The sequence below is a fragment of the Pseudomonas guineae genome, assembly GCF_900113745.1.
Taxonomy (GTDB): domain Bacteria; phylum Pseudomonadota; class Gammaproteobacteria; order Pseudomonadales; family Pseudomonadaceae; genus Aquipseudomonas; species Aquipseudomonas guineae.
Map to the genome: position 1 here is coordinate 1,280,106 of NZ_FOQL01000001.1, position 20,257 is coordinate 1,300,362.

Annotated in this window: 14 protein-coding genes; 6 read left to right on the forward strand and 8 right to left on the reverse strand. The window is 57.4% G+C overall.

Going from position 1 to position 20,257, the window contains the following annotated elements:
• Positions 1-200: 200 nt before the first annotated feature.
• The 4 genes from BMZ32_RS05840 to BMZ32_RS05855 all read left to right on the forward strand — a co-directional run bounded on the left by BMZ32_RS05840 (position 201) and on the right by BMZ32_RS05855 (position 4,766).
• A complete protein-coding gene (locus BMZ32_RS05840; protein ID WP_090240477.1) occupies positions 201-1,556 on the forward strand; it encodes a M16 family metallopeptidase in 1,356 nt (451 codons plus the stop codon).
• On the forward strand, positions 1,549-3,030 hold the full coding sequence (locus BMZ32_RS05845; protein WP_090240479.1) for a M16 family metallopeptidase: 1,482 nt from the start codon (positions 1,549-1,551) through the stop codon (positions 3,028-3,030). Before BMZ32_RS05840 ends, BMZ32_RS05845 begins: the two co-directional genes overlap by 8 nt.
• Positions 3,030-3,638: a 16S rRNA (guanine(966)-N(2))-methyltransferase RsmD gene (rsmD, locus tag BMZ32_RS05850; RefSeq protein WP_090240480.1), complete on the forward strand. Its 609-nt coding sequence runs from the start codon at positions 3,030-3,032 to the stop codon at positions 3,636-3,638. Before BMZ32_RS05845 ends, rsmD begins: the two co-directional genes overlap by 1 nt.
• A 129-nt stretch (positions 3,639-3,767) precedes the next feature.
• Complete coding sequence (locus BMZ32_RS05855) at positions 3,768-4,766, forward strand: hydrolase (RefSeq protein WP_090240482.1); 999 nt, start codon at positions 3,768-3,770, stop codon at positions 4,764-4,766.
• Here the strand turns inward: BMZ32_RS05855 and pelG are convergent.
• From pelG to BMZ32_RS05895, 8 genes are all read right to left on the reverse strand, one after another.
• A complete protein-coding gene (pelG, locus tag BMZ32_RS05860; protein WP_090240483.1) occupies positions 4,750-6,120 on the reverse strand; it encodes an exopolysaccharide Pel transporter PelG in 1,371 nt (456 codons plus the stop codon). The genes BMZ32_RS05855 and pelG overlap by 17 nt on opposite strands.
• A gap of 1 nt (position 6,121) precedes the next feature.
• Positions 6,122-7,642, reverse strand: a complete 1,521-nt coding sequence (gene pelF / locus BMZ32_RS05865) for a GT4 family glycosyltransferase PelF (protein WP_090240485.1) — start codon at positions 7,640-7,642, stop codon at positions 6,122-6,124.
• Positions 7,639-8,628, reverse strand: coding sequence for a tetratricopeptide repeat protein (locus tag BMZ32_RS05870; RefSeq protein WP_090240486.1), 990 nt, complete (start codon positions 8,626-8,628; stop codon positions 7,639-7,641). Before BMZ32_RS05870 ends, pelF begins: the two co-directional genes overlap by 4 nt.
• A complete protein-coding gene (locus BMZ32_RS05875; RefSeq protein WP_090240488.1) occupies positions 8,606-9,973 on the reverse strand; it encodes a PelD GGDEF domain-containing protein in 1,368 nt (455 codons plus the stop codon). The genes BMZ32_RS05870 and BMZ32_RS05875 overlap by 23 nt, the downstream gene beginning before the upstream one ends.
• 5 nt (positions 9,974-9,978) lie before the next feature.
• Positions 9,979-10,497 carry a penicillin-binding protein activator LpoB gene (locus tag BMZ32_RS05880; RefSeq protein WP_090240489.1) on the reverse strand — a complete coding sequence of 173 codons (519 nt, stop codon included), beginning with the start codon at positions 10,495-10,497 and terminating at the stop codon, positions 9,979-9,981.
• 27 nt (positions 10,498-10,524) lie between these two features.
• Positions 10,525-14,142, reverse strand: coding sequence for a tetratricopeptide repeat protein (locus BMZ32_RS05885; RefSeq protein ID WP_090240491.1), 3,618 nt, complete (start codon positions 14,140-14,142; stop codon positions 10,525-10,527).
• Positions 14,120-16,921, reverse strand: a complete 2,802-nt coding sequence (locus BMZ32_RS05890) for a bifunctional glycoside hydrolase/polysaccharide deacetylase family protein (protein WP_090240492.1) — start codon at positions 16,919-16,921, stop codon at positions 14,120-14,122. Before BMZ32_RS05890 ends, BMZ32_RS05885 begins: the two co-directional genes overlap by 23 nt.
• Positions 16,922-17,282: 361 nt before the next feature.
• On the reverse strand, positions 17,283-17,945 hold the full coding sequence (locus BMZ32_RS05895) for a TetR/AcrR family transcriptional regulator (protein WP_090240494.1): 663 nt from the start codon (positions 17,943-17,945) through the stop codon (positions 17,283-17,285).
• A gap of 236 nt (positions 17,946-18,181) precedes the next feature.
• Between BMZ32_RS05895 and BMZ32_RS05900 the strand changes: the two genes are divergently transcribed.
• Positions 18,182-19,624, forward strand: coding sequence for a coniferyl aldehyde dehydrogenase (locus BMZ32_RS05900; RefSeq protein WP_090240495.1), 1,443 nt, complete (start codon positions 18,182-18,184; stop codon positions 19,622-19,624).
• Between the two features lie 54 nt (positions 19,625-19,678).
• Positions 19,679-20,224: a twin-arginine translocation pathway signal protein gene (locus tag BMZ32_RS05905; RefSeq protein WP_090240497.1), complete on the forward strand. Its 546-nt coding sequence runs from the start codon at positions 19,679-19,681 to the stop codon at positions 20,222-20,224.
• The last annotated feature ends 33 nt before the right edge of the window (positions 20,225-20,257 follow it).

Here is a 20,257-nt window from a genome sequence, read left to right on the forward strand (position 1 = left end):
CGGCTATCTCAAAGGTGCGACGCGCGGGGCTAAGGCTCTGAAAAGCATTACTCACGCAACAGTAAAAAGCTGAAGAGTGCACGCAGTAACAATCAGATGCTTTAGCAGGCGTGGTCGCCAGTAAAACGGATGCGTATCCTAGCACCTCCGCGCCCGCTGACGCTAAATCCAAGCGGGCCCGTCCGACAGGTCGAAAATCTATGCCTATGATTGCCCAACGCACTGCAGCCTTATTGCTCTGCGTGCTCTGTACACCGCTGCTGGCCTTTGCCGCCGCGCCGCAACCGACTCACGAATTCAGTCTGGATAATGGCCTCAAGGTCATCGTACGCGAGGACCATCGCGCCCCGGTGGTGGTCTCCCAGCTCTGGTACAAAGTTGGCTCTAGCTACGAGACGCCAGGCCAGACCGGCCTCTCCCACGCCCTCGAACACATGATGTTCAAGGGCAGCCGCAAGCTTGGCCCAGGCGACGCCTCGCGCATCCTGCGTGAGCTCGGCGCTGAAGAAAACGCCTTCACCAGTGACGACTACACCGCCTACTACCAAGTACTGGCCCGTGACCGCCTGGCCATCGCCCTGGAACTGGAGGCCGACCGTCTGGCCAGCCTTAAGCTGCCAGCCGATGAATTCGCCAAAGAAATCGAGGTCATCAAGGAAGAGCGCCGCCTGCGCACCGACGATAAACCCTCAAGCCTGGCCTATGAGCGCTTCAAGGCCATGGCCTACCCTGCCAGCGGCTACCACACGCCAACCATCGGCTGGATGGCCGACCTTGAACGTATGACTGTTGAGGAACTACGCGCCTGGTACGAGGCCTGGTACGCGCCGAACAACGCCACCCTGGTGGTGGTCGGCGACGTCAGCGTTGCTGAAGTAAAGACTCTTGCCGAACGTTATTTCGGCGCCATCCCAAAGCGCACTGTACCCCCCGCCAAGGTGCCACGCGAGCTGGCCGCCCCCGGCGAGCGGCGCATCACCCTTCACCTGAAAACCCAGCTACCCAGCCTGATGATGGGCTTCAACGTACCGGGCCTGGCCACAGCCGAACAGCCGCGCCAAGTGTATGCACTGCGTCTGGCAGCGGCCCTGCTGGATGGCGGCTACAGCGCCCGCCTACCAACACGCCTAGAGCGTGGCGAAGAACTGGTGTCTGGCGCTTCGGCCTGGTACGACGGTTTCTCCCGAGGCGACAGCCTGTTCATCCTGTCCGCCACGCCCAACGTGCAAACTGGCAAGACGCTGGAGCAAGTGGAGGCTGGCTTGTGGCGTGAACTAGAGGACCTGCAGAACACCCCACCCAGCGCCGAAGAACTAGCGCGCGTGCGGGCGCAAGTGATTGCTGGGCTGGTGTATGAGCGCGACTCCATCACTAGCCAGGCCACGGCCATCGGCCAATTGGAAACCGTTGGCCTGTCATGGAAGCTAATCGATCAGGAGCTGGCCGAGCTAGAAGCCGTCACCCCGGCGGATATTCAGCAAGCCGCCACGACATTCTTCACCCGCGACCGCTTGAGCGTCGCCCATGTGTTACCTGAGGAGAAGGGCAATGAGTGAGCGCAACGGCCTACGCTATGGCCTGCTCGGCCTGGCACTACTGATATTGCTAGCGCTGCTGGCCTTAATCATCAATCGCCCCGATAGCAGCCAAGCCCCTGCTCCAGCAGCAGAATCGAACAGCATTGAATCCCTCGACGCCCTCGGCGATCAAGCACCGAGCCGCCGCGACCTTAATATCCAGACCTGGCAAACCGCTGAAGGCGCCAAGGTGCTGTTCGTTGAAGCCCGCGAGCTGCCGATGTTCGACCTGCAACTGACGTTTGCCGCCGGCAGCAGCCACGACGAGGGCGTCGCCGGCCTGGCCATGCTCACCAACGCCATGCTCAACGAAGGTGTACCGGGCAAGGATGTCGGCGCGATTGCCGCTGGATTTGAAAACCTCGGTGCCAACTTCGGAAACGGCGCGTTTCGCGACATGGCCATCGCCAGCCTGCGCAGCCTCAGCGCCGCCGAGCAGCGTGAGCCGGCCATGCAGCTGTTCAATCAGGTGATTGGCCAGCCGACCTTCCCCGAAGACTCGCTAGCGCGGATCAAGAACCAGCTGCTGGCCGGCTTCGAATATCAGAAGCAGAACCCCGGCAAGCTGGCCAGCCTGGCGCTGTTCGAGCGGCTCTATGGCAGCCATCCTTACGCCCACCCCAGCGACGGCAACGCCGAGTCGATCCCGGCCATCAGCCGTGAACAGCTGCAAGCCTTCCACACCAAGGCTTACACCGCGAATAACGCGATCATCGCCCTGGTCGGCGACCTCTCGCGCAGCGACGCTGAAGCCATGGCCAATGCGGTGTCTGCGGCGCTGCCTAAAGGCCCGGCGCTACCACGTATCGCTCAGCCCGAAACACCGCAAGCCGGCCTGCAGCATATCGAGTTTCCGTCGAACCAGACCCACCTGATGATCGCCCAGCTAGGTATTGATCGCCGCGACTCGGACTACGCTGCGCTTTACTTGGGCAATCAAATCTTCGGCGGCGGTGGCTTCGGCACGCGCTTGATGACCGAGGTGCGCGAAAAGCGTGGCCTGACCTACGGCGTTTACTCCGGCTTCAGCGCCATGCAGGCGCGTGGGCCGTTTATGATCAACCTGCAGACCCGCGCTGAACTTAGCGACGGCACCCTGCTGCTGGTAAAAAGCATGCTTAGCGACTTCATCGCCAACGGTCCGACTGCCGACGAGCTGAACAACGCCAAGCGCGAGCTGGCCGGTAGCTTCCCGCTGTCCACCGCCAGCAACGCTGCCATCGTCGGCCAGCTGGGCTCCATGGGTTTTTACGACCTGCCGCTGAACTACTTGGAAGACTTTATGCGTGACGTGCAAGCGCTGAGCGTCGAACAGGTCAAAGCCGCCATGGCCAAGCACCTCGATACGGATGCTCTGGTGATCGTCACTGCGGGCCCGACTGTGGCGCAGAAAGACCTGCCGCCACCCACCGATACCCCCGCCGAACAACCTTCTGCAATCCCGGAGCATTGATGAGCAAGCGACCCAAGCCAGCTAAAGCCGCACCCGCCCATGGCGGTGATGGCCAACTGCGCATCATCGGCGGGCAATGGCGCTCGCGCCAGTTCAACTTCCCCATGGCTGCAGGCCTGCGGCCAACACCCAACCGGGTGCGTGAGACCCTGTTCAACTGGCTCGCGCCTTACGTGGAAGGGGCCAAGGTGCTCGACCTGTTCGCCGGCAGCGGCGCGTTGTTTCTCGAAGCGCTGTCCCGTGGTGCCGGCAGCGCTCTGGCACTGGATCTCAATCCAGCGGCCGTCAACAGCTTGCGCAGCCACCTGCTGACGCTGCAATGCGACAACGGCCAACTGCAGCAAACCGATGCGCTGGCTTATCTGCAACACTCGGCAACGATCGCTTTCGACCTGGTGTTTCTCGACCCGCCGTTCAATCAGGACTTGCTGCTCCCGGCCTGCAACCTACTGGAACAAAACGGCTGGCTTGCCGCCGACGCCTGGGTTTACACCGAAAGCGAAAACTCGCCCTCCAGCCTCGGCATGCCTGGCAACTGGCGTTTACACCGCGAACAGAAAGCAGGCCAGGTGCATTACGCGCTGTGGCAGCGCACGGCAGCGATCTAAGAACAGCCCTCGGGCTTCACACCGTGAAGCCCTCTCTCGTTCAGGTTCACTCATTCGCCCGGCGCATAGCGCTTCCGTTTCACGGCCTCAGGCCCTAGCCTGAGCGCTTTGCCACCTGATACTGCAATCATGAAAACGCCCTTCAAGCCCGCCTGGTGGCTACCCGGCCCGCACCTGCAAACACTGTGGAACCCGATGTGCCGGCAACCGGCGAAGCTTGAGCGCACGCGCGAACGGCTGTGGTTGGAGGATGGCGACTTTCTCGACCTCGACTGGCACGGCCCGCACGAAGCCAGCACACCCTTAGTACTGGTGTTGCATGGCCTGACCGGCTCATCTGACTCGCTGTATGTGCTGGGTTTGCAGCAGACACTAGCGGCCCAAGGCTGGGCCAGCGTGGCGCTAAACTGGCGCGGCTGCTCCGGTGAACCCAACCTGCTGGCCCGGGGTTATCACTCCGGCGCCAGTGAGGACCTCGCAGAAACCGTGCGCCACCTGCGCGCCCAGCGACCTATGGCGCCGTTGTACGCGGTGGGCTATTCGCTAGGCGGCAATGTACTGCTCAAGTACCTCGGGGAAACCGGCGCGGACAGCCAATTGCAGGGTGCGGCAGCTGTATCCGTACCGTTTCGCTTGGACCAGTGCGCGGATCGCATCGGCATAGGCTTTTCCAGGGTTTACCAGCGCCGCTTTATGCGCGAGATGATCGCCTACGTGAAGGACAAACAGCGCCTGTTCGCCCATCAAGGCATGACCGACCGGCTCTCTACTCTAGAGAAACTCGGCCCCCTGGACGGCATGCGCACTTTTTGGGATTTCGACGGCCGCATCACTGCGCCGTTGCATGGCTATGCCGATGCTGAGGACTACTACCGCCGCGCCTCCAGCCGCTACTTCCTCGGCCAAATCGAGACACCGACGCTGATCATCCATGCAGCTGACGACCCCTTCGTATTCCCGCACAGCCTGCCTGAAGCAAATGAGCTGTCAGCGAGCATCACCTTCGAACTGCACACCCACGGCGGCCATGTCGGTTTTGTCGAAGGCAGCCTGAGCAAGCCGGGCTACTACCTGGAGCGGCGGATTCCTGAGTGGCTTATGCGTCATCGGGTTAACGACTCAGCATAAATGTTTCGTACTCCAAATCTTCCAAAGAGCTGGAAAGACGCATCAACCCGAGCAGCACGCACGCCAGCAGCGACAGAGTGAAGCCGTAGCCATAGAAGGTTGGCCCCATGTAAAGGCTGAGCAGCGTCAGAGCGGCATTGAGCACCACGAATAACACGCACAACTGCAGCACGATGGCCCGTTTATCGAGGTAAAAGAACACATTCAGCAGCGCCATAAAGACCACCTGAATGCTGACCCCGATCAGATCCACATAGAACAGCTGCAGGTAATAGGCCGATATACCCAGCCACTCCAGCATTGCCGGCGCCAAGAGAAACAGCAAAACCACCGTCAGCCCCTGCACCTTACATATTTCCAACAGACCTTGGCGGATAGCGAGAATCATCTGCTCTTTGAGCACGCCGATGTGCTGCAGCGTTTGCCCGCCACGAATCGCCGAGAACAAACGCTCATACCACTCCGCAAAGTCGGTTTCGATACGCACCAAAAACACCGCCATACCGGGAATGATTGCCAGATAAGCGAGGAAGATTGGTAAGTCATAGAGCATCGAGGCACGCAACGGGCCGATGACCTGACTCGAGGTGTGCGGGCTGAACCAGAAGATGAACTTATCGATCCAGATACCCAAGTTGTAGCAAAAACCCGTAATTAGCAGGCTGATAAAGACCTGACGCCGCTTGAGAAAGTCGAAGGCGATCAGCTGCTTCGCCGGGTACTCACGCAAGATATCGAACAGAAACATAAACAGCAGACTGGCATGACCAATCAACAGCGCCAGCAACAGCCCGCTCATGTGCAAAAAACGCAGCAAAAACGCGCACATCACCATCAGTGAATAGCCCACCAGCATGACCACAATAATGCGGTTGTAAGCCTTCATCCCCGACAGAAAAATGATCACCAGCCACAGATTGCACAGCGTGACGAAGTTAGCCAACACCAGTACCCGGTAAGCGAAAGGCTCATCAAACATCAGCCCCATCACCAGGCTGGCCAGCACCCCGGATGACAAGGTAACAATCAACATGATGCCCAGTAGATTGGGCAGGATGCGGTCGTTCTTTTTTTCAAATAGTCGGTCGGAGATGAACCGGGTAAAAAACAACTGGGCGCCACCGGTAAAGATCAGCGAACTGGCCATCAGGTACGTCACCGTTACCAGAAACTGCCTCACGGTGTTGTCTGGTACTACCACTCCCAGACTGATCACCCCGATCAACATCACGCTGATGATCGACAACACCCAGGGGCCGGAACTGATCAGGCCGGCGTATAAGTAGGCCCGCAGCGTTGCGGAATAGGAGTCGCGAGACAGAATTTTGCGCAGTTCAAAGCCAATACCCGCCATATCAAACAGCCTCCATGGCTTCGCGGTACAGGGTGCGATAGCGCTCTAGCATTAGTGTTTCGGTATAGAACCGGTTAACCCGCTCTAACCCAACCGCCTGGGCAGCATGCCAGCGTTGCGGATTATTCAGCAGCTCGACAATAGCCCGGGCAGTCGCTTGCGGGTCGGCGATGGCCACTACCTCACCGGCAAGACCGAGCTCACTGTCTTCGCCGGGCGCGCCTTCGATTAGCTCACGGCAGGAGCCCACGTCACTGGTAACAACGGGCGTACCAGCAGCCCAGGCTTCAAGAATCACTAACGGCTGAGCCTCGCTGATCGACGTCAGCACCATCATGCCCAGCGTGGGTAGCAGTTCGTGGATCTGGCGAAAACCGAGAAATTTGACCTTATCTTGCAGGCCCAGGCTAAGCACTAGGTTGTGACACTCCTGCGCATACTCAGGATCCTCCTCCTCCGGTCCAACGACCCACGCTTCAGCCTCTGGAATCGCGCTAACCACGCCACGCATGGCGCGGATAAATGTTTTTACATCCTTGATCGGTACCACTCGACCAATTAACCCCACAACCTTGGGAATACCCTCGGGTCGCAGCTGCATGGCGTCTTTCCAGGCATCCATAGAGATACCGTTGGGTATCACCCGCGTGCGAGTAGGGTCGGCTCCATCGGTAATTTGTTGTTTCTGATTGCCGCCATATAAAGCAATGATCGGGTCCGCGGAGCGATAGGCCAGCAAGCCGATTCGCTCAAAAAAACGAATCCACAGGCGACGAATATAATTGACCTCGTCATCCAGGCCGGTACGCAGCATTTCATCTGGGCTTTCAGAAATCCAGCTGGCTTGGGCCAGGTCAATCTTGCGTTCCTTGGTATAAATACCGTGTTCACTGATGACGTATGAGCACTTCCATCGATGCTGCAGGATGCTGCCCAGTAGCCCCGCATAACCCGTGGAAATAGAATGCAGCATTCGCGCTCTGGGTAGCCGGCGAGCAGCTTCGGCCAGCATCACCAATGGTGCCTGCATGGTGCGCAGCGTCCAGAAATAATTAACAAAAGAGGGATCACTACAATGGCGCATATAGCCTTCGGTGATGGCCTCCCAGTTCGCCCGACTATGCAGCACATCGTCCAGGCTCATGACACCATTCGCTAGGTTTTCCAGCATCGCCTGACCCTGTTCAAGGCTGGGGGTGTCAGGATGGTGCAGAAATGTATGCATATCGCGCATGAGCTTGCGCGGGCCTTCTCGCTTGGCAGCCACCACTGCATCGCCCGGCCTCCAGGCATTTTCGAGAAAGTGTTCTTCGATATGCACCACATTGGCTGGAATGGCGTATTGCCGCTTGCCATAGGCCTCACTTTGCCCACCGATGAAAAACACCGAGAACGTCAGCTCAGGCAAGCCAAGAATCAGCTGATTGACCCAGCTCGACACCCCGCCCCGAACATAAGGCCAGGTTCCCTCCAGTAGCAGGCAGATATCTGCAACAGGAGCCTCAGTAGCAGGCGTTTTCATAACCAATATCTCGCCAAGGCTGCAAAAGGCGGGCGCTGCAGCATTTCCTCGGGGAGCTGTCGCAACTGCTCAGCAATCGCGCCGTATTCGCCACGAGAAAATTCGATTTCAGCCCGAAAAGGCAGTAGTTTTTCCACATCGATCCCCGCCACTTGGGCCTCCATCAAATGCTGCTCCGCAAGGTCTAAGTCGCCTAGCTCCATTGCGATGCGCCCCGCCAATAGGTGCACACCATCGCCTGCCCCCAGCTCTAGAGCGCTCTCGACATGCTCGCGGGCCTGCCTGAGCACATGCTCAAGCACACTGCCTTGGGCCAGCCCGAGATATGCCAGCTCCCAATACCATCGGGCCAAGGTGGCATGCACAGCTGCTTTGTGAGTGCCAGAGGCCTCGTCAAGTTGCTGCAAAGAAATCTGAATGCGGTGGTTGATATCGCCCTCTTGCTTATCAAGCATCGAGTAGGCCAGCAATCGCACGTCGTCCGCAGGGTCGCGCAGCGCCAGCTTGAGGATCGGGATCGAGTCTTTATTGGGCATTCGGCGAGTAGCAAATAATGCCGTAACTCGCTTCTGTGCGTTAGGCGCATGGCGCAACACATCTTGCAAGCCGCCGTCGTGGAACATCAGTTCACGGTTACGTTCTTGAGGGCGAAACGGCAGGTCCGGCACACCCATAGAATCCCAGGCCTTTTCTTTCTGCGAGCGCGGCATGTACAGCGCGGGAAAGACCGCAGCAGCGACCCCAATAGCGCCCAGCACAGGCACAAAAAATGACAGACTGAAGATAAACAGCGGACTCCACGGCAGGGGATACTTATAACGACGGGGTAGCAATAACCACACACCTGCCGTCAGCAAAATGCTGCTCATACCATGAGCAGAGACAAACAGAAGCGTAGCGGCCTCGATCGACATGCGATCCAATAACGCCGCCCAACTACCTAACTCAAAGACAACGGCGCCGCTAAACAGCCACTTGCTGATCATTGAACCCACACTCATTGAAAAGGAAGTGATGCAACGCTTCACGCTCTCGTCCAACACCGATGTCGTAACGATGGGTGCGAACACCCAAGCTTTCTAGGGTCTGGTCCAAGCCAAAGCGCTCAGTCAGCATGGTGTGTAACCGCTGTAAGTAGCCCTGTGCGCCCTCCGCACTAGTAAGCGGTAATAGCACCAATACGCACGGATTAGATTGATCGGCTGATTTAAGGTGCAAATCCAGACCGCGCTGGCTGCTTTCAATCAGGTTCAGCAACTCTGCGCGATGAGCTGACTGACTGACTTCAAAACCCAGCAAATAACCATCGAGGTCATGCTGCCGGGCATCATGCAGGCAACGCTTGAGGTTTTGGCTAAATATCTGGGCATCGCTGTCATCGAGCTGGAGCGCTTGCGGATCACTCAGTAACAGGTCGGCAACGTGACCTGCGAGAATCGCCAACAGGCTTAATGTCCGGTCGTTAAAAGAGAAAAATGGCATCTGTTCGACAGCCAGTACTGCTAATAGGCGACCTTCCGTATCAATCAGCGGAATACAAACCTGGTACTGCGAGTGCTCGCGGCTCTCGCCGCGCTCCAGTAAGTCTTCGCGCACACTGACCAATTCGCCGCGTTTGAGGCACATCCGCACCAGCAAATCGTCAGCCTGCATGGGCTTGCAAACGCCCAAGGTGTGCAGTGGTTGCAACTCGATCTGCTCATCAGGCGTGACACGGTAAAGGCCTGCCACTCGAAACGAGCCATATTGCGCCAGCAAGTTCATGATGGCTTCGGCCAGGGTGGCCAGGGAATCATGGCCATGGGGCAGAGCACGCAATTGACTGCGCAAGCCCAGCAGCGAGCTGCGCAGGCTGCGATCATTACCCGCCACCCGTTGCTCAAGACGGTCGTGAGAGATTCGCAGGATGTAGTGCGTACGCGTGAAGGCATCCAGGCGTAACTGCCGATAATCGTTGGCCATGTCCAGACGTTCCAAGCGACGTTCCCAGATATCGCGGAACTCCCCCACCAACATACCGCTGACCAAGACCCCGACAACAAACGACTCGGGGATATCTTGATAAACCGCATAACCGCCAGTGCGGTAGGCGAATAATGCCAGCACTAGTAAAACTGCACTGACTAGGCCATGTACAAAGCCGTAGCGCATACCTAGCAGCAAGGGTGCCAGCACCAACCAAGGGAAGGTGTTGTGGACAAGCAGCGGGTCTTGGGGCGACAGCCAATAGCCCAGCCCCAGGCCCAGCCCGCTCAATAAGAGTGTTTCCAGCCATGACACGCGCGTACTGGCGCGTGGAGCCAGGGTAAAGTCCTTGTGCGCCGATTCCATGCCCATTACTCGAGTGTCAGGTCGCCAACAAGCTTACGTAAAACCTTTTGCGCTGTGCCTGCCAGGCTTTCGCGTGACCAGCCGGCGCGCGCGCCGCTGTTGCTCCAGACCACACGGCCCGTATTCGGCTCGATAACCTGCAGGCTGATACCGACCGCTGGCTCACCATCCAGACCGCTTTTGTATTGCCATTCTTCGACGCTGCCACTGACGACGTAGTCGAGATTTTCCTGACGCGCCCACTCCAATGCCTGATTGAAGCGCTCGCGATCATCCAGTAACGGCATCTCGCTCTGCGTCACAACTGGGTACATCCTCGGCCGCAGGCCTTCTTCTGCCAAAACGCTGAGCAGAATCTGCTCACTGCGTTCACCGGCTTGCGGCGCCTGGGAGAAATTAATCAGCGGCAACAGCCCCCACTGAGCGTCACGCGGCAACGTCTCACCGCTTTCGCGAGTAAAGCTGGAGCAGCCCGTGGCTAACAGTGCAACGGCCACCAGGGCCAGGCAGCGAATGGATAACATCGTTCGTTTCTCCTGTTAAATCTCTGATCAACGCCCGAAACGGGCGCTGTAGGTCACACCAAAAGTTCCACCTGGCTCGCCACCGGTATTTTGCGGTGCCGATTGAAAGCCGAAAGTGAAGGCCAATTCGTCATCACCCAACACCTCCATTCCCACGCCGGTGTTTATTGCGTAATTAAACTGTTGCTCGGTCCACTGCCAGCCTGCAAGCACATCTATCAGCCAGGTGTATTGAGCGCGTCCACGGTTGAGTGCGCCGGGAAAACCACGGCGCCAGGTGCTGCCGATATAGAGCTGACCAAAGCGGTCTTGCAGTAGATCGCTACCCACTGCCCCTTCAATGTTCAGCGGACCTTCAGCCGGTTCAGTGTTCGTATCTTCATCATCAGTACCCGCGTTGATAGTTAACACTCGCGTGGTGAGTAAGTCAGGATTGAGCTGATCTACTACCCGATTTTTCTGATAACTCATGCCACTGCGCAGAAGCCACGTCGGCCCTTCAAAAAACAACGCGTGCGTCAGCTCAACATTGAGTTCCTCGCCATTACCGACAGCATCACCTTGGCGCGTCGCAAAGCGCTGATGACCCAATGACCAGTTGAGCTGGTCGCGCGCCGATAAACTGTGACGTCCGCCCAAGCGCAGGCTGTCACGCATCCCCAGCGCACGCAGCAAGCCGCCCTGGTCGGTCTCGCGGTGCCAGTCCAATTCGATCTGTAGCTCGTCACGCGAAGACACTTGCCATGACCGCGACACGCCAAAGCCAAGGCGGTCCTCGTCGTCACGCAAGCTACCGTCGAGAGTGAGGGCGTAAGCACCATCACGCTGCTCACGCTGCAGCATCAGCTTGACGTTACTCTCAGTCCCCAACACCCGGCTGTCGAGGCTATCTGCATCGTATTGACCTTGACTGAGATTGAGGTCCGCATACCAGTCATTGCCTAAATGGCGGGCTACCTGCAGTGTCGGACCGGACAATTCAAGCCCACCAAAGTCTCGCTGCTGCCAACCAAGTTGCACGCCTTGAGGCGTGCGCTCGTGCAGCTCCACAGTCTGGCGCAGTAACTGCTGACGTACGACTGAGGCCTGCTCATCAGACAAATTAGCCAAGCCCTCGCCCAGCGCAGCGCCGCTGCGCGCAAGGCGCATGAGCGTCTCGACTCGCTGCGCAGGATCAAGCCCACCTGCCGCGAGCAGGCGCTCCAACTGATTACGATTTTGATTGCGCAGCGCCTCTTGCAACTGTTCATAACGGCTGACGGTCAATCCTTGACTGCGCGCCCAAGCGATCCAGTGATCCTTCAACGCAGACTGATTGTTAGCGTCTAATTGATCGAGGAATTGAGTGAACCAGACCTGTAGCATTGGCAACGAGCCATCCTGCCAGCTCAGTGCTTGCCGGTTGGCGCTGCGCAGTGACTGCGTACTTGCCAACAGGCGCAGGTACATGCTGTAGCGTTCTGGGTTGCCGACCAGTTGTACGGGCTTGATCTGCGCAACCAAGAAAGCGCGAAGGCGCATAGCTCTATCCGCATAGCCCGCACTGTCCAGCGCATCGGCATAGGCGGACTGGACCAGCCAGTCACGAGGATTCGTTTTCAGGTACACACTGAACCAAGCCAGTGCAGGCCGAGTTCGGTTCAATAGCATATTGGCACTGGCAAAGGGCAACCATAGCCCACCATCATCCGCCGCCAAACTTTGCCACTGCTCCAGTAATACCGGTAACTCGTCTTTACGGTCCTGATCAATAAACAGCCAAAGCAAACGCTGACGAAACACACTTTGCCGCGGATATAGACTCAAACCCATGCGGTAGAGACGCTCGGCCTCAGCAATTCGCCCTGCGCGGCTGGCCAGCACTCCGCGGGCACTCAGCACTGAGGACACGCGGGCACCATTGGGCAGGCGACTGGCCTGATCGACCAAAGCTTGCAGCTGCTGCCATTCACCGAGTTGCTCGGCCAAGTTTAAGGCGCTGCTCAAGCGCTGCTGATCTGCACTCCGCTGCCAGCTCTCGATCAACAGCGCCAGGGCTTTTTCGGGTGCCTGCTTGGTGTAGATTAAAATCAGACGTTCTTCAGCATTGCTTCCCAACGCCACACCCAGCGCCAACAGCCGCTCATAGGCAATGCGCACATCATCGTCTCGCTCTAGCTCCCACGCGAGGTCGCCGCGCAAGCGCCAGTAGGCATCGGCCTCCACCTGGTCAGGTTCGATCGCATTCAGCGTGGCCCATGCGGCAGGCACATCAAATCGCTTCCAATCTACCTCTGCCCAACTGACCCGCTGGGCGATAGTCAGGCCGAAGCGCTTATCCATCTCAGCCCATACTCGAGACTCCTGGTCATACTGCAGGGTATGTTCCAAGATCTGCTGGAGACGCACCCACGCTATCTTCTGCTCTGGATAAAAGCGCAAATAGTTACGCAACCAGGTCTCGCCTTGCTCAGGCGTACCGCGTGATTGGTGGCTGTACACCAGCGCATCAAGCTCTTCATCGGAGAGCCGACGCTGCTGAGCCAACTGCGCCAATAAAGGAATGGCTTGATCAAAATCAAACAGCTGGGCGGCCAGACGCCAGGAATGCTCACGAATGGTGCTGTCTTCTTTTAGCTGCAGGGCGCTTACCCAATAGCGCAAGGCGTCTTGTGGCCGGGCAGTCCACTCTGCCAATTGGGCCATTTGTGTCAACAACTCAAGATCATCAGGACGGGATTGAAGCATGACCTGCCCCGTGGCCCAGGCACGCTCAAGATCACCGGCGGCTAGATGCAGACGCATCTCCACCGCCAATGCCTCAGGGTCTTGTGGCAACAAGGTGCGCCAGCGCTGGACAAATAAAGCGGCTAGATCAAAACGATGGCTACCGACTGAAGCCCTCACTGCAGCATCCAGCAAAACGGTATCTGTTTCGGCTAAATCTGACATGTGCAGGCTCAGCAATTCAGCCGCACGCTCGCTGCGATCAGCAGACAAGAAGCTGTAGAAGGCCTGCTCAAGATAAGTCTTTCGCTCTTTTGCAGTAACGGCAGACTCCATTAACTGCAAATAAAGGCCCGCAGCGTGCTCCGCCTCGCCACTGGCCTGATACCACTTAGCGGCTTCTCCGAGCCACTCGGCATGACGGTCTGGATCACGCTCGGCCATTTGCTCGTAAATAGGCGCCGCTATGCCCGGAGCGCCCAACGCCAATGCGTACTTGGCGATACGCAACCTTTGTGCGTCGGACAGTGGTGAGCGCTCGACTGCGGTAAACAATTCAATCAACTGACGCTTACGCGAAGGTTCAATACCCGCCGGGTCGGCCAATGCTTGCAGGGTATCCAGTTCAGCCTGGTAAAAGCCCAGGGTTTCGACTTCCTCTCGATCGAGCATCAGCAGATGACTGCGCGCCCGCGGATAATCACCAAGGGCAATCAACTGTTCAATGAGGGTCAAACGCAACGCCTGATCCTGCGGGTGCGCCTCAAGCAGAAGTTCGGAATAGTTGATGGAAACAGCATCGGGCTGCTTGCCATCGGGCAGGAATACATCTTCGCCCTTATAGACCAGGACCAATAACCCGCCAATTAAGAGTGCGACCAGCAAGAGTGCCCAAGGACTGAGCAAACGCCGGGTTTTAACGGCAGGTGAGTTGAGCATCGCGCACCTGCGTCTGTGGTACATCAAATAGCCATAGCCCCTGCTGTTGCACACCCGCGTATGTTTTACCCGCCACTACCAGGCTGCAGCGGCCAGCCGCGCGCACACTGAAGCTCAGCGGTAAATTACCGGCAAAAGAAAGGCGCACTCGCTTATCGTCGAGATAGTCCCATGCCTGCAATGGCAGGCTGGCCTCCTCTAGAGCCGGGCGACTATCGCGGTCTTCTCGTAGCACTAACAACGCATTATCGCTGCTGAGGTGAACATAGCGCCCTTGCGGTATATCACGCACACCGGCAATACCCTGAGAGCGGCGCAGATCGGGCCAACCTAACTGCGGATCAAGGCGAACAGTACGTAAACCGTCCATGGCGCGAATTTGCCAACTGCCATCAGTTTGCTTGGCCAGGCTCGCCTGATGCAGCCCATGCATGCGTGGAATGTAATCACTCATCCACAGAGAAATGGGCTTTTCAGCCTGCATAGAGCGATAAATATCATGCATAGCCCTGATGGAGGCCTGCTTGGTGCCCGAATAGAAATGGTAGTAAAGATGAAGACCGCGAAGCCGGCGCGGCTTATCGGTGAGGGCAAAGGTTTCCATTACACCGCGAAACCCGTAATACGGGCCAGTCCATAGATTGGTGTAAACGTTCTCGTTTATAACCGGCGCGTAATAGTGAATACCGCCAGCTGTAGGTCGAATCAGCGGGTAAAGACCCGTCAGCGAAGAGTAGGCGTTAGTCAGCGCGGTATTGCCACCATTAACATTGGCCAGACCATTGTCATAGGCCAACTTGATGGTTGCTGCATCGGGCATGGCATCACCTGACCAGAACACCATTTTTACGGGTTTTTTAGCCGTGGTGAGACGCTGATTGATGTAATCCCGAGAGCCTTCGATTTCACGTTTGAAATCAATTTCTTTATAGCCGGGGATGGCCATCATTAAACCGTATTCGGCCTGAAAATCCTCACGCTTTGCCGCCCGCTCCGGCTGCCAGAAAAACGGATGACTGAACGTGTGTGTCGCCACTTCAACCTTGTCGTCGGCAAAAATCTCCCGCGCAATCGGCTCGAGTTCGCGCGCAAGGTGGGGATACATCCCCCGCGGACCTACTTCACCCTCGATCACCGAGACAGAGGTCAGAAAGGGGTTAGGCCGAATGAAATCCTTCAGTACCGCCACGCCCGAGTAGGGTGTACCGGGAATCTCAGCGCGTGAGACAAAACCATCGCCATCGATGTGCACAGTCGCAACGCGCCGACCATTTTCGGTGGTCACATCAGGCCGGGGGATCGAGGGCAATTGCAGCGCACGCTGAATAAACGCAAAAGGGTCGAGGATCCAGCGGCGCTGATCAGCACCCTCCTCCCATACATATGGAGCAAGCGCCAAGCCCCCCCAATCCCCAAGCACTACGGGGGTGAACACCCGACCTTCTTCATCTTTTAGCGCCAAGGCAGGCTGCGGGCCACCTTCGAGCGTGGTCAGCGCTGGAAGGTCGCGAATACGAACGACCAAAGGGGCTTCGAAGCTGCCCAGCAACGCAGCATCATGCTCAACAACTTCGGCCTTGCCGCTCAACGGAGTAGACCTGAAACGCAGCCCCAAACGCTTGAGTACGCCAGCATTTTCTGTCGGCAGCCCAGCAAAAATCGCCAGCGGAACCTGCTCATCAATACGCGCTAAAAGCCACTGATTGAAGGCCTGCGCATTGGCCGGCGAACCGCTGGTCATCCAGGTCACAACGCCTGCATATAAGCCGCTCATAGGCTCGACTGGCAATGCATCAGCCGGAAGATAGTCGATCCGATAACCTAAATATTCCAGCAGGCCTGCCAAGGAGGTATGCCCCGCATTTTCGTAAATCGGCCCTTCGCGAGGATCAAACACTAATGCAATTCGACGCGGCTGAACCTCAATAGTGCTGACGCCCAGATAGTTGAGATCAGGTAGCGTAACGAACGGGATAAAACCTTCAGCCTGTAATTGCCTGGCTAGCTCACGCGCCTCCTGTCGTCGCTCAGGCGGCAGGTAGTCAATCGCTACCAGAGGGATACCCTGGGCCCGTAATGGCTGCAAGTGCCCCTCAAGCCAGTCACGATCAGCCTGGGGGACCACCCGGTATGAGCGCCGCGACGCATCCCAGCCGGCATGAATTGACTCCACCGCTACTGCTGCGGCAGCGCCTGGCAACTCGGGTAGCACCTCAAAACCCCGATTAAAAAACAACTTCAAGGTGGGCTCGCGCTGCTGAAGCTCAACCAGGAAATCTCTAAGGGCAACACGCTGGTTCTCGCGCTCGCTCTCGGGCAATAGCTGGAAACTATCGAGGGTATCGAGAAACAAGCCCACATAGCCTTGACTGCGCAGTGATGCCGCTCGCGCTAAAAGATGCGCCCGCCAAACGGGTGAGGTTAAGCGCATCACCTGGCTGTTCCAGGCCTGGTTGCGCACATTTTTTTCTGTCGAGGTTCGCGCGCCTTGCCCCAGCGAGGTCACGTCACCGTCAAACTCACCGACTGATAAATATGCAAATGGCTGATTACCCTGCGCTTTCAGAAACTCAATGTCTTTTGTTTGGACATGCGCGGGCTCGAGCACACTCCAGTCAAACTGGGCGAGCTCACTAAAAGGAGGGTTGATGGCATACCAGAAGGCGACACTCTGCGGCGCGCCTGGAGATTGAGAAGCCCAAGAGGAGGATCCAAAAAAACCAGCCAATAGCCCAACAAAATATGGCAGCAAATATTTGCGGAAAGTCTTGAAGGTCATAAGCTGAATTGATTATCCCTAACACAAATCCTTAGATACGCCTTACGCATTCACTTTGTAATAATAGAGCGCGATAAAGGCGCGCCATTATTCACAATACTGGCACATAGAGCAAACTAACTTACGACCACTAACGCCATTTAAATGACGCCAAAAGCAACAACGATTTATATAAACTTAAGATCAATAATCTGCAGACAACACTGCATTAATTTTATGCAAATCAGTAACTTCGCAACACGCGAATAAGATATTAAAGCATCTAGTGTACGCGCCTCGCCGACACTAAACTGCTCCGCTTCCAAGACAGGCAGCTCAGCTACAACCAGCCGAGCATGGTCAAGCACTGCCGGGGCCTTAGTCAGCGAACAATTCTATCCAATGGCACATGCAACCTAGCGTACAACGCCTCCACCGCCTCACGAGCCTGCGGGGCGGTGTAGCCTCCCTCCAGCGCCAGCACTTGGTAGATGCCACGCCGGAGCATTTCTTCGCTGAGGTCGCCGGGGTTACCGCGGGTGGTGCAGAGAAAACGCACCCAGGACGTCATGATGATCCAGCTATTGAGAGTTAGCGCCTCGATTTGCGCCGCATCCATCAACAAGATGCCGGCTTCGACAAACCCCTGATAGATGCACTGCGCCTGCACCAGGCAGCGCTGCGCAAAGATTCGGTAACGCTCAGCCAACTCGGCATCGCTTTCCAGCAGGTGCTCGAGGTCGCGGTGCAAGAAGCGGTAATGCCACATAGCCGCGAGCAGAGCCTCCAGATAGAAGGTCTTGTCCTGCACAGTCAGCGTACGGCCTTCAGGGCGGCGCAGGAAGGTATCCACCTGGCTTTCGTAAAGGGCGAACAACTCAGCGATGATCGCCTGCTTATTGCGAAAGTGGTAATACAGGTTGCCCGGTGAAATCCCCAGGTGCGCCGCGATGTGGTTGGTGCTGACGCTACGCTCGCCTTGGGCGTTAAACAGCGCCAGGCTACCCTGAATGATGCGTTCGCGGGTTTTCAGTGGGGCTGACATAGGCGGAATATTCTCAATTCAAAAGCCCGGCAAAGGTACACGCACACACGCCTAAAGAGCTACTCAGCGCCGAACCCAAGCAAAGGTGCTCAGTTCACTGATATGCGCTCGTCGGCTGATCGCAACAGGTTATTTGACAGATTAGAGCAATTGCTCTAAAAATCCAGCATACCTTTTTGGCAGTCGTCTCAATTCATCTGAGGCACCGCATTGCCAGAACGCCAAGGAGCAGCATGATGGTCGCCGACGTCTCTTATCTCGAACAAAGCCTGCACAACAGCCAACAGCAAATCAGCCAGCTGGAGAGCAGCTTTGCCCGTCAGCGCCAGGCATACAAAGCCAACCCCATGCCCTCGGCGGAACAGCGCATTCAGTGGCTCAACGCGCTGCGCGAGCTACTCAGCAGCGAGCGGGAAGCGTTGATCAGCGCCATCAGCCAGGATTTCAGCAACCGCAGCGCCGATGAAACCCTGCTTGCCGAACTGATGCCGAGCTTGCATGGCATCCACTACGCCACTAAACGCATCAAGAAGTGGATGAAACCTTCACGGCGCAGTGTCGGCATGCAATTTATGCCGGCCGCCGCCAGGGTGATCTACCAACCGCTCGGCGTGGTTGGCGTGATCGTGCCGTGGAATTACCCGCTGTTTCTCGCCATCGGCCCGCTGGTCGGCGCACTCTCAGCCGGTAATCGGGTGATGATCAAGATGAGCGAGTCGACCCCAGCGACTTCGCAGCTGATCAAGGATCTGCTGACCAAGGTCTTCCCCGAGGACCTGGTGACCGTAGTCATGGGCGAAGCCGAAGTGGGCATGGCTTTCTCCAAATTACCGTTCGATCACCTGCTGTTCACCGGCGCCACCAGCATCGGCAAACACGTGATGCGCGCCGCCGCCGAGAACCTTACGCCAGTCACCCTGGAACTGGGCGGCAAGTCGCCGGCCATCGTCAGTGCTGACGTACCCCTGGCTGATGCAGCCGAGCGTATCGCCTTCGGCAAGACCATGAACGCTGGCCAGACCTGCGTGGCCCCGGATTACGTGCTGGTGCCGAAAGACCGCGTAGATGGTTTTGTTGAGGCCTACCGCACGGCGGTGCAGAGCTTCTACCCGACGCTTGCGGACAACCCGGATTACACCGCAATCATCAACGAGCGTCAGCAGCAGCGCCTCAATGGCTACCTGCAGGACGCCGAAAGCAAGGGCGCTACCGTCATCCCGCTTTACCCTGCCGCCCAGGGTCGGCGCATGCCATATGCCGTACTGCTGAATGTGACCGATGAGATGAAGGTGATGCAGGACGAGATTTTCGGCCCGCTGCTGCCGATCATCCCCTACGACAAGCTGGAAGATGCCTTTGCCTTTATCAACGAACGTGACCGCCCGCTGGCGCTCTATTACTTCGGCTATGACAAGAGCGAACAGCAACGCGTACTCCACGAGACTCACTCCGGTGGCGTGTGCCTCAACGACACCCTGCTGCACGTGGCCCAAGACGACATGCCGTTCGGCGGTGTCGGCCCTTCCGGCATGGGCCACTACCACGGCCATGAAGGCTTCCTGACCTTCAGCAAGGCCAAGGGCGTATTCATCAAGCAGCGTTTCAACGCTGCAAAAATGATCTACCCGCCCTACGGCAAAGCCCTACACAAACTGGTGTACAAACTGTTCGTTCGTTAACTTCATCCTGCCCTGGCATACCAGGGCAGTGGCCTGATCGGGTGAAAACAATAAATGCACGACACCACGCTTGATTCGCCAAACCTGTCACGCCGCAGCCTGCTCAAGGTCGGTCTGTTGGGCACAGCACTGCTCGGAGCAGCAGGGCTGACTGCCACCCTCAGCGGCTGTTCGGCGAACACACCCAAAGCCGGCTTTGCGGTGATTCGCGAGTCTGACCTGCCTTTTTTGCAAGCACTGATACCCGTGATGCTTGCCGGCGCGGTGGCTCCAGCGCAAATGCCGCAGGCTATTAGCGCCACAATCGAGAACCTTGATTACAGCCTCAACCACCTGTCGCCCGAACTGCTCAAGTTGACCGTACAGCTGTTCGATGTGCTGACTCTACCCCTCACCCGCGGGCCACTCACCGGCGTATGGGGCAGCTGGCAAAACGCAGCGCCGGCAGATGTTGTGGCATTTCTTGAACGCTGGCAGAACAGCTCTCTTGCGCAGCTGAAGATGGGCCATGCCTCACTGCTGCAACTGGTGATGATGAGCTGGTACAGCCGCGCCGAGTCGTGGGCGCACTGCGGCTACCCCGGCCCACCGACTGTCTAAAACCATACATAAGCAGGATGGGATGAGCACTGC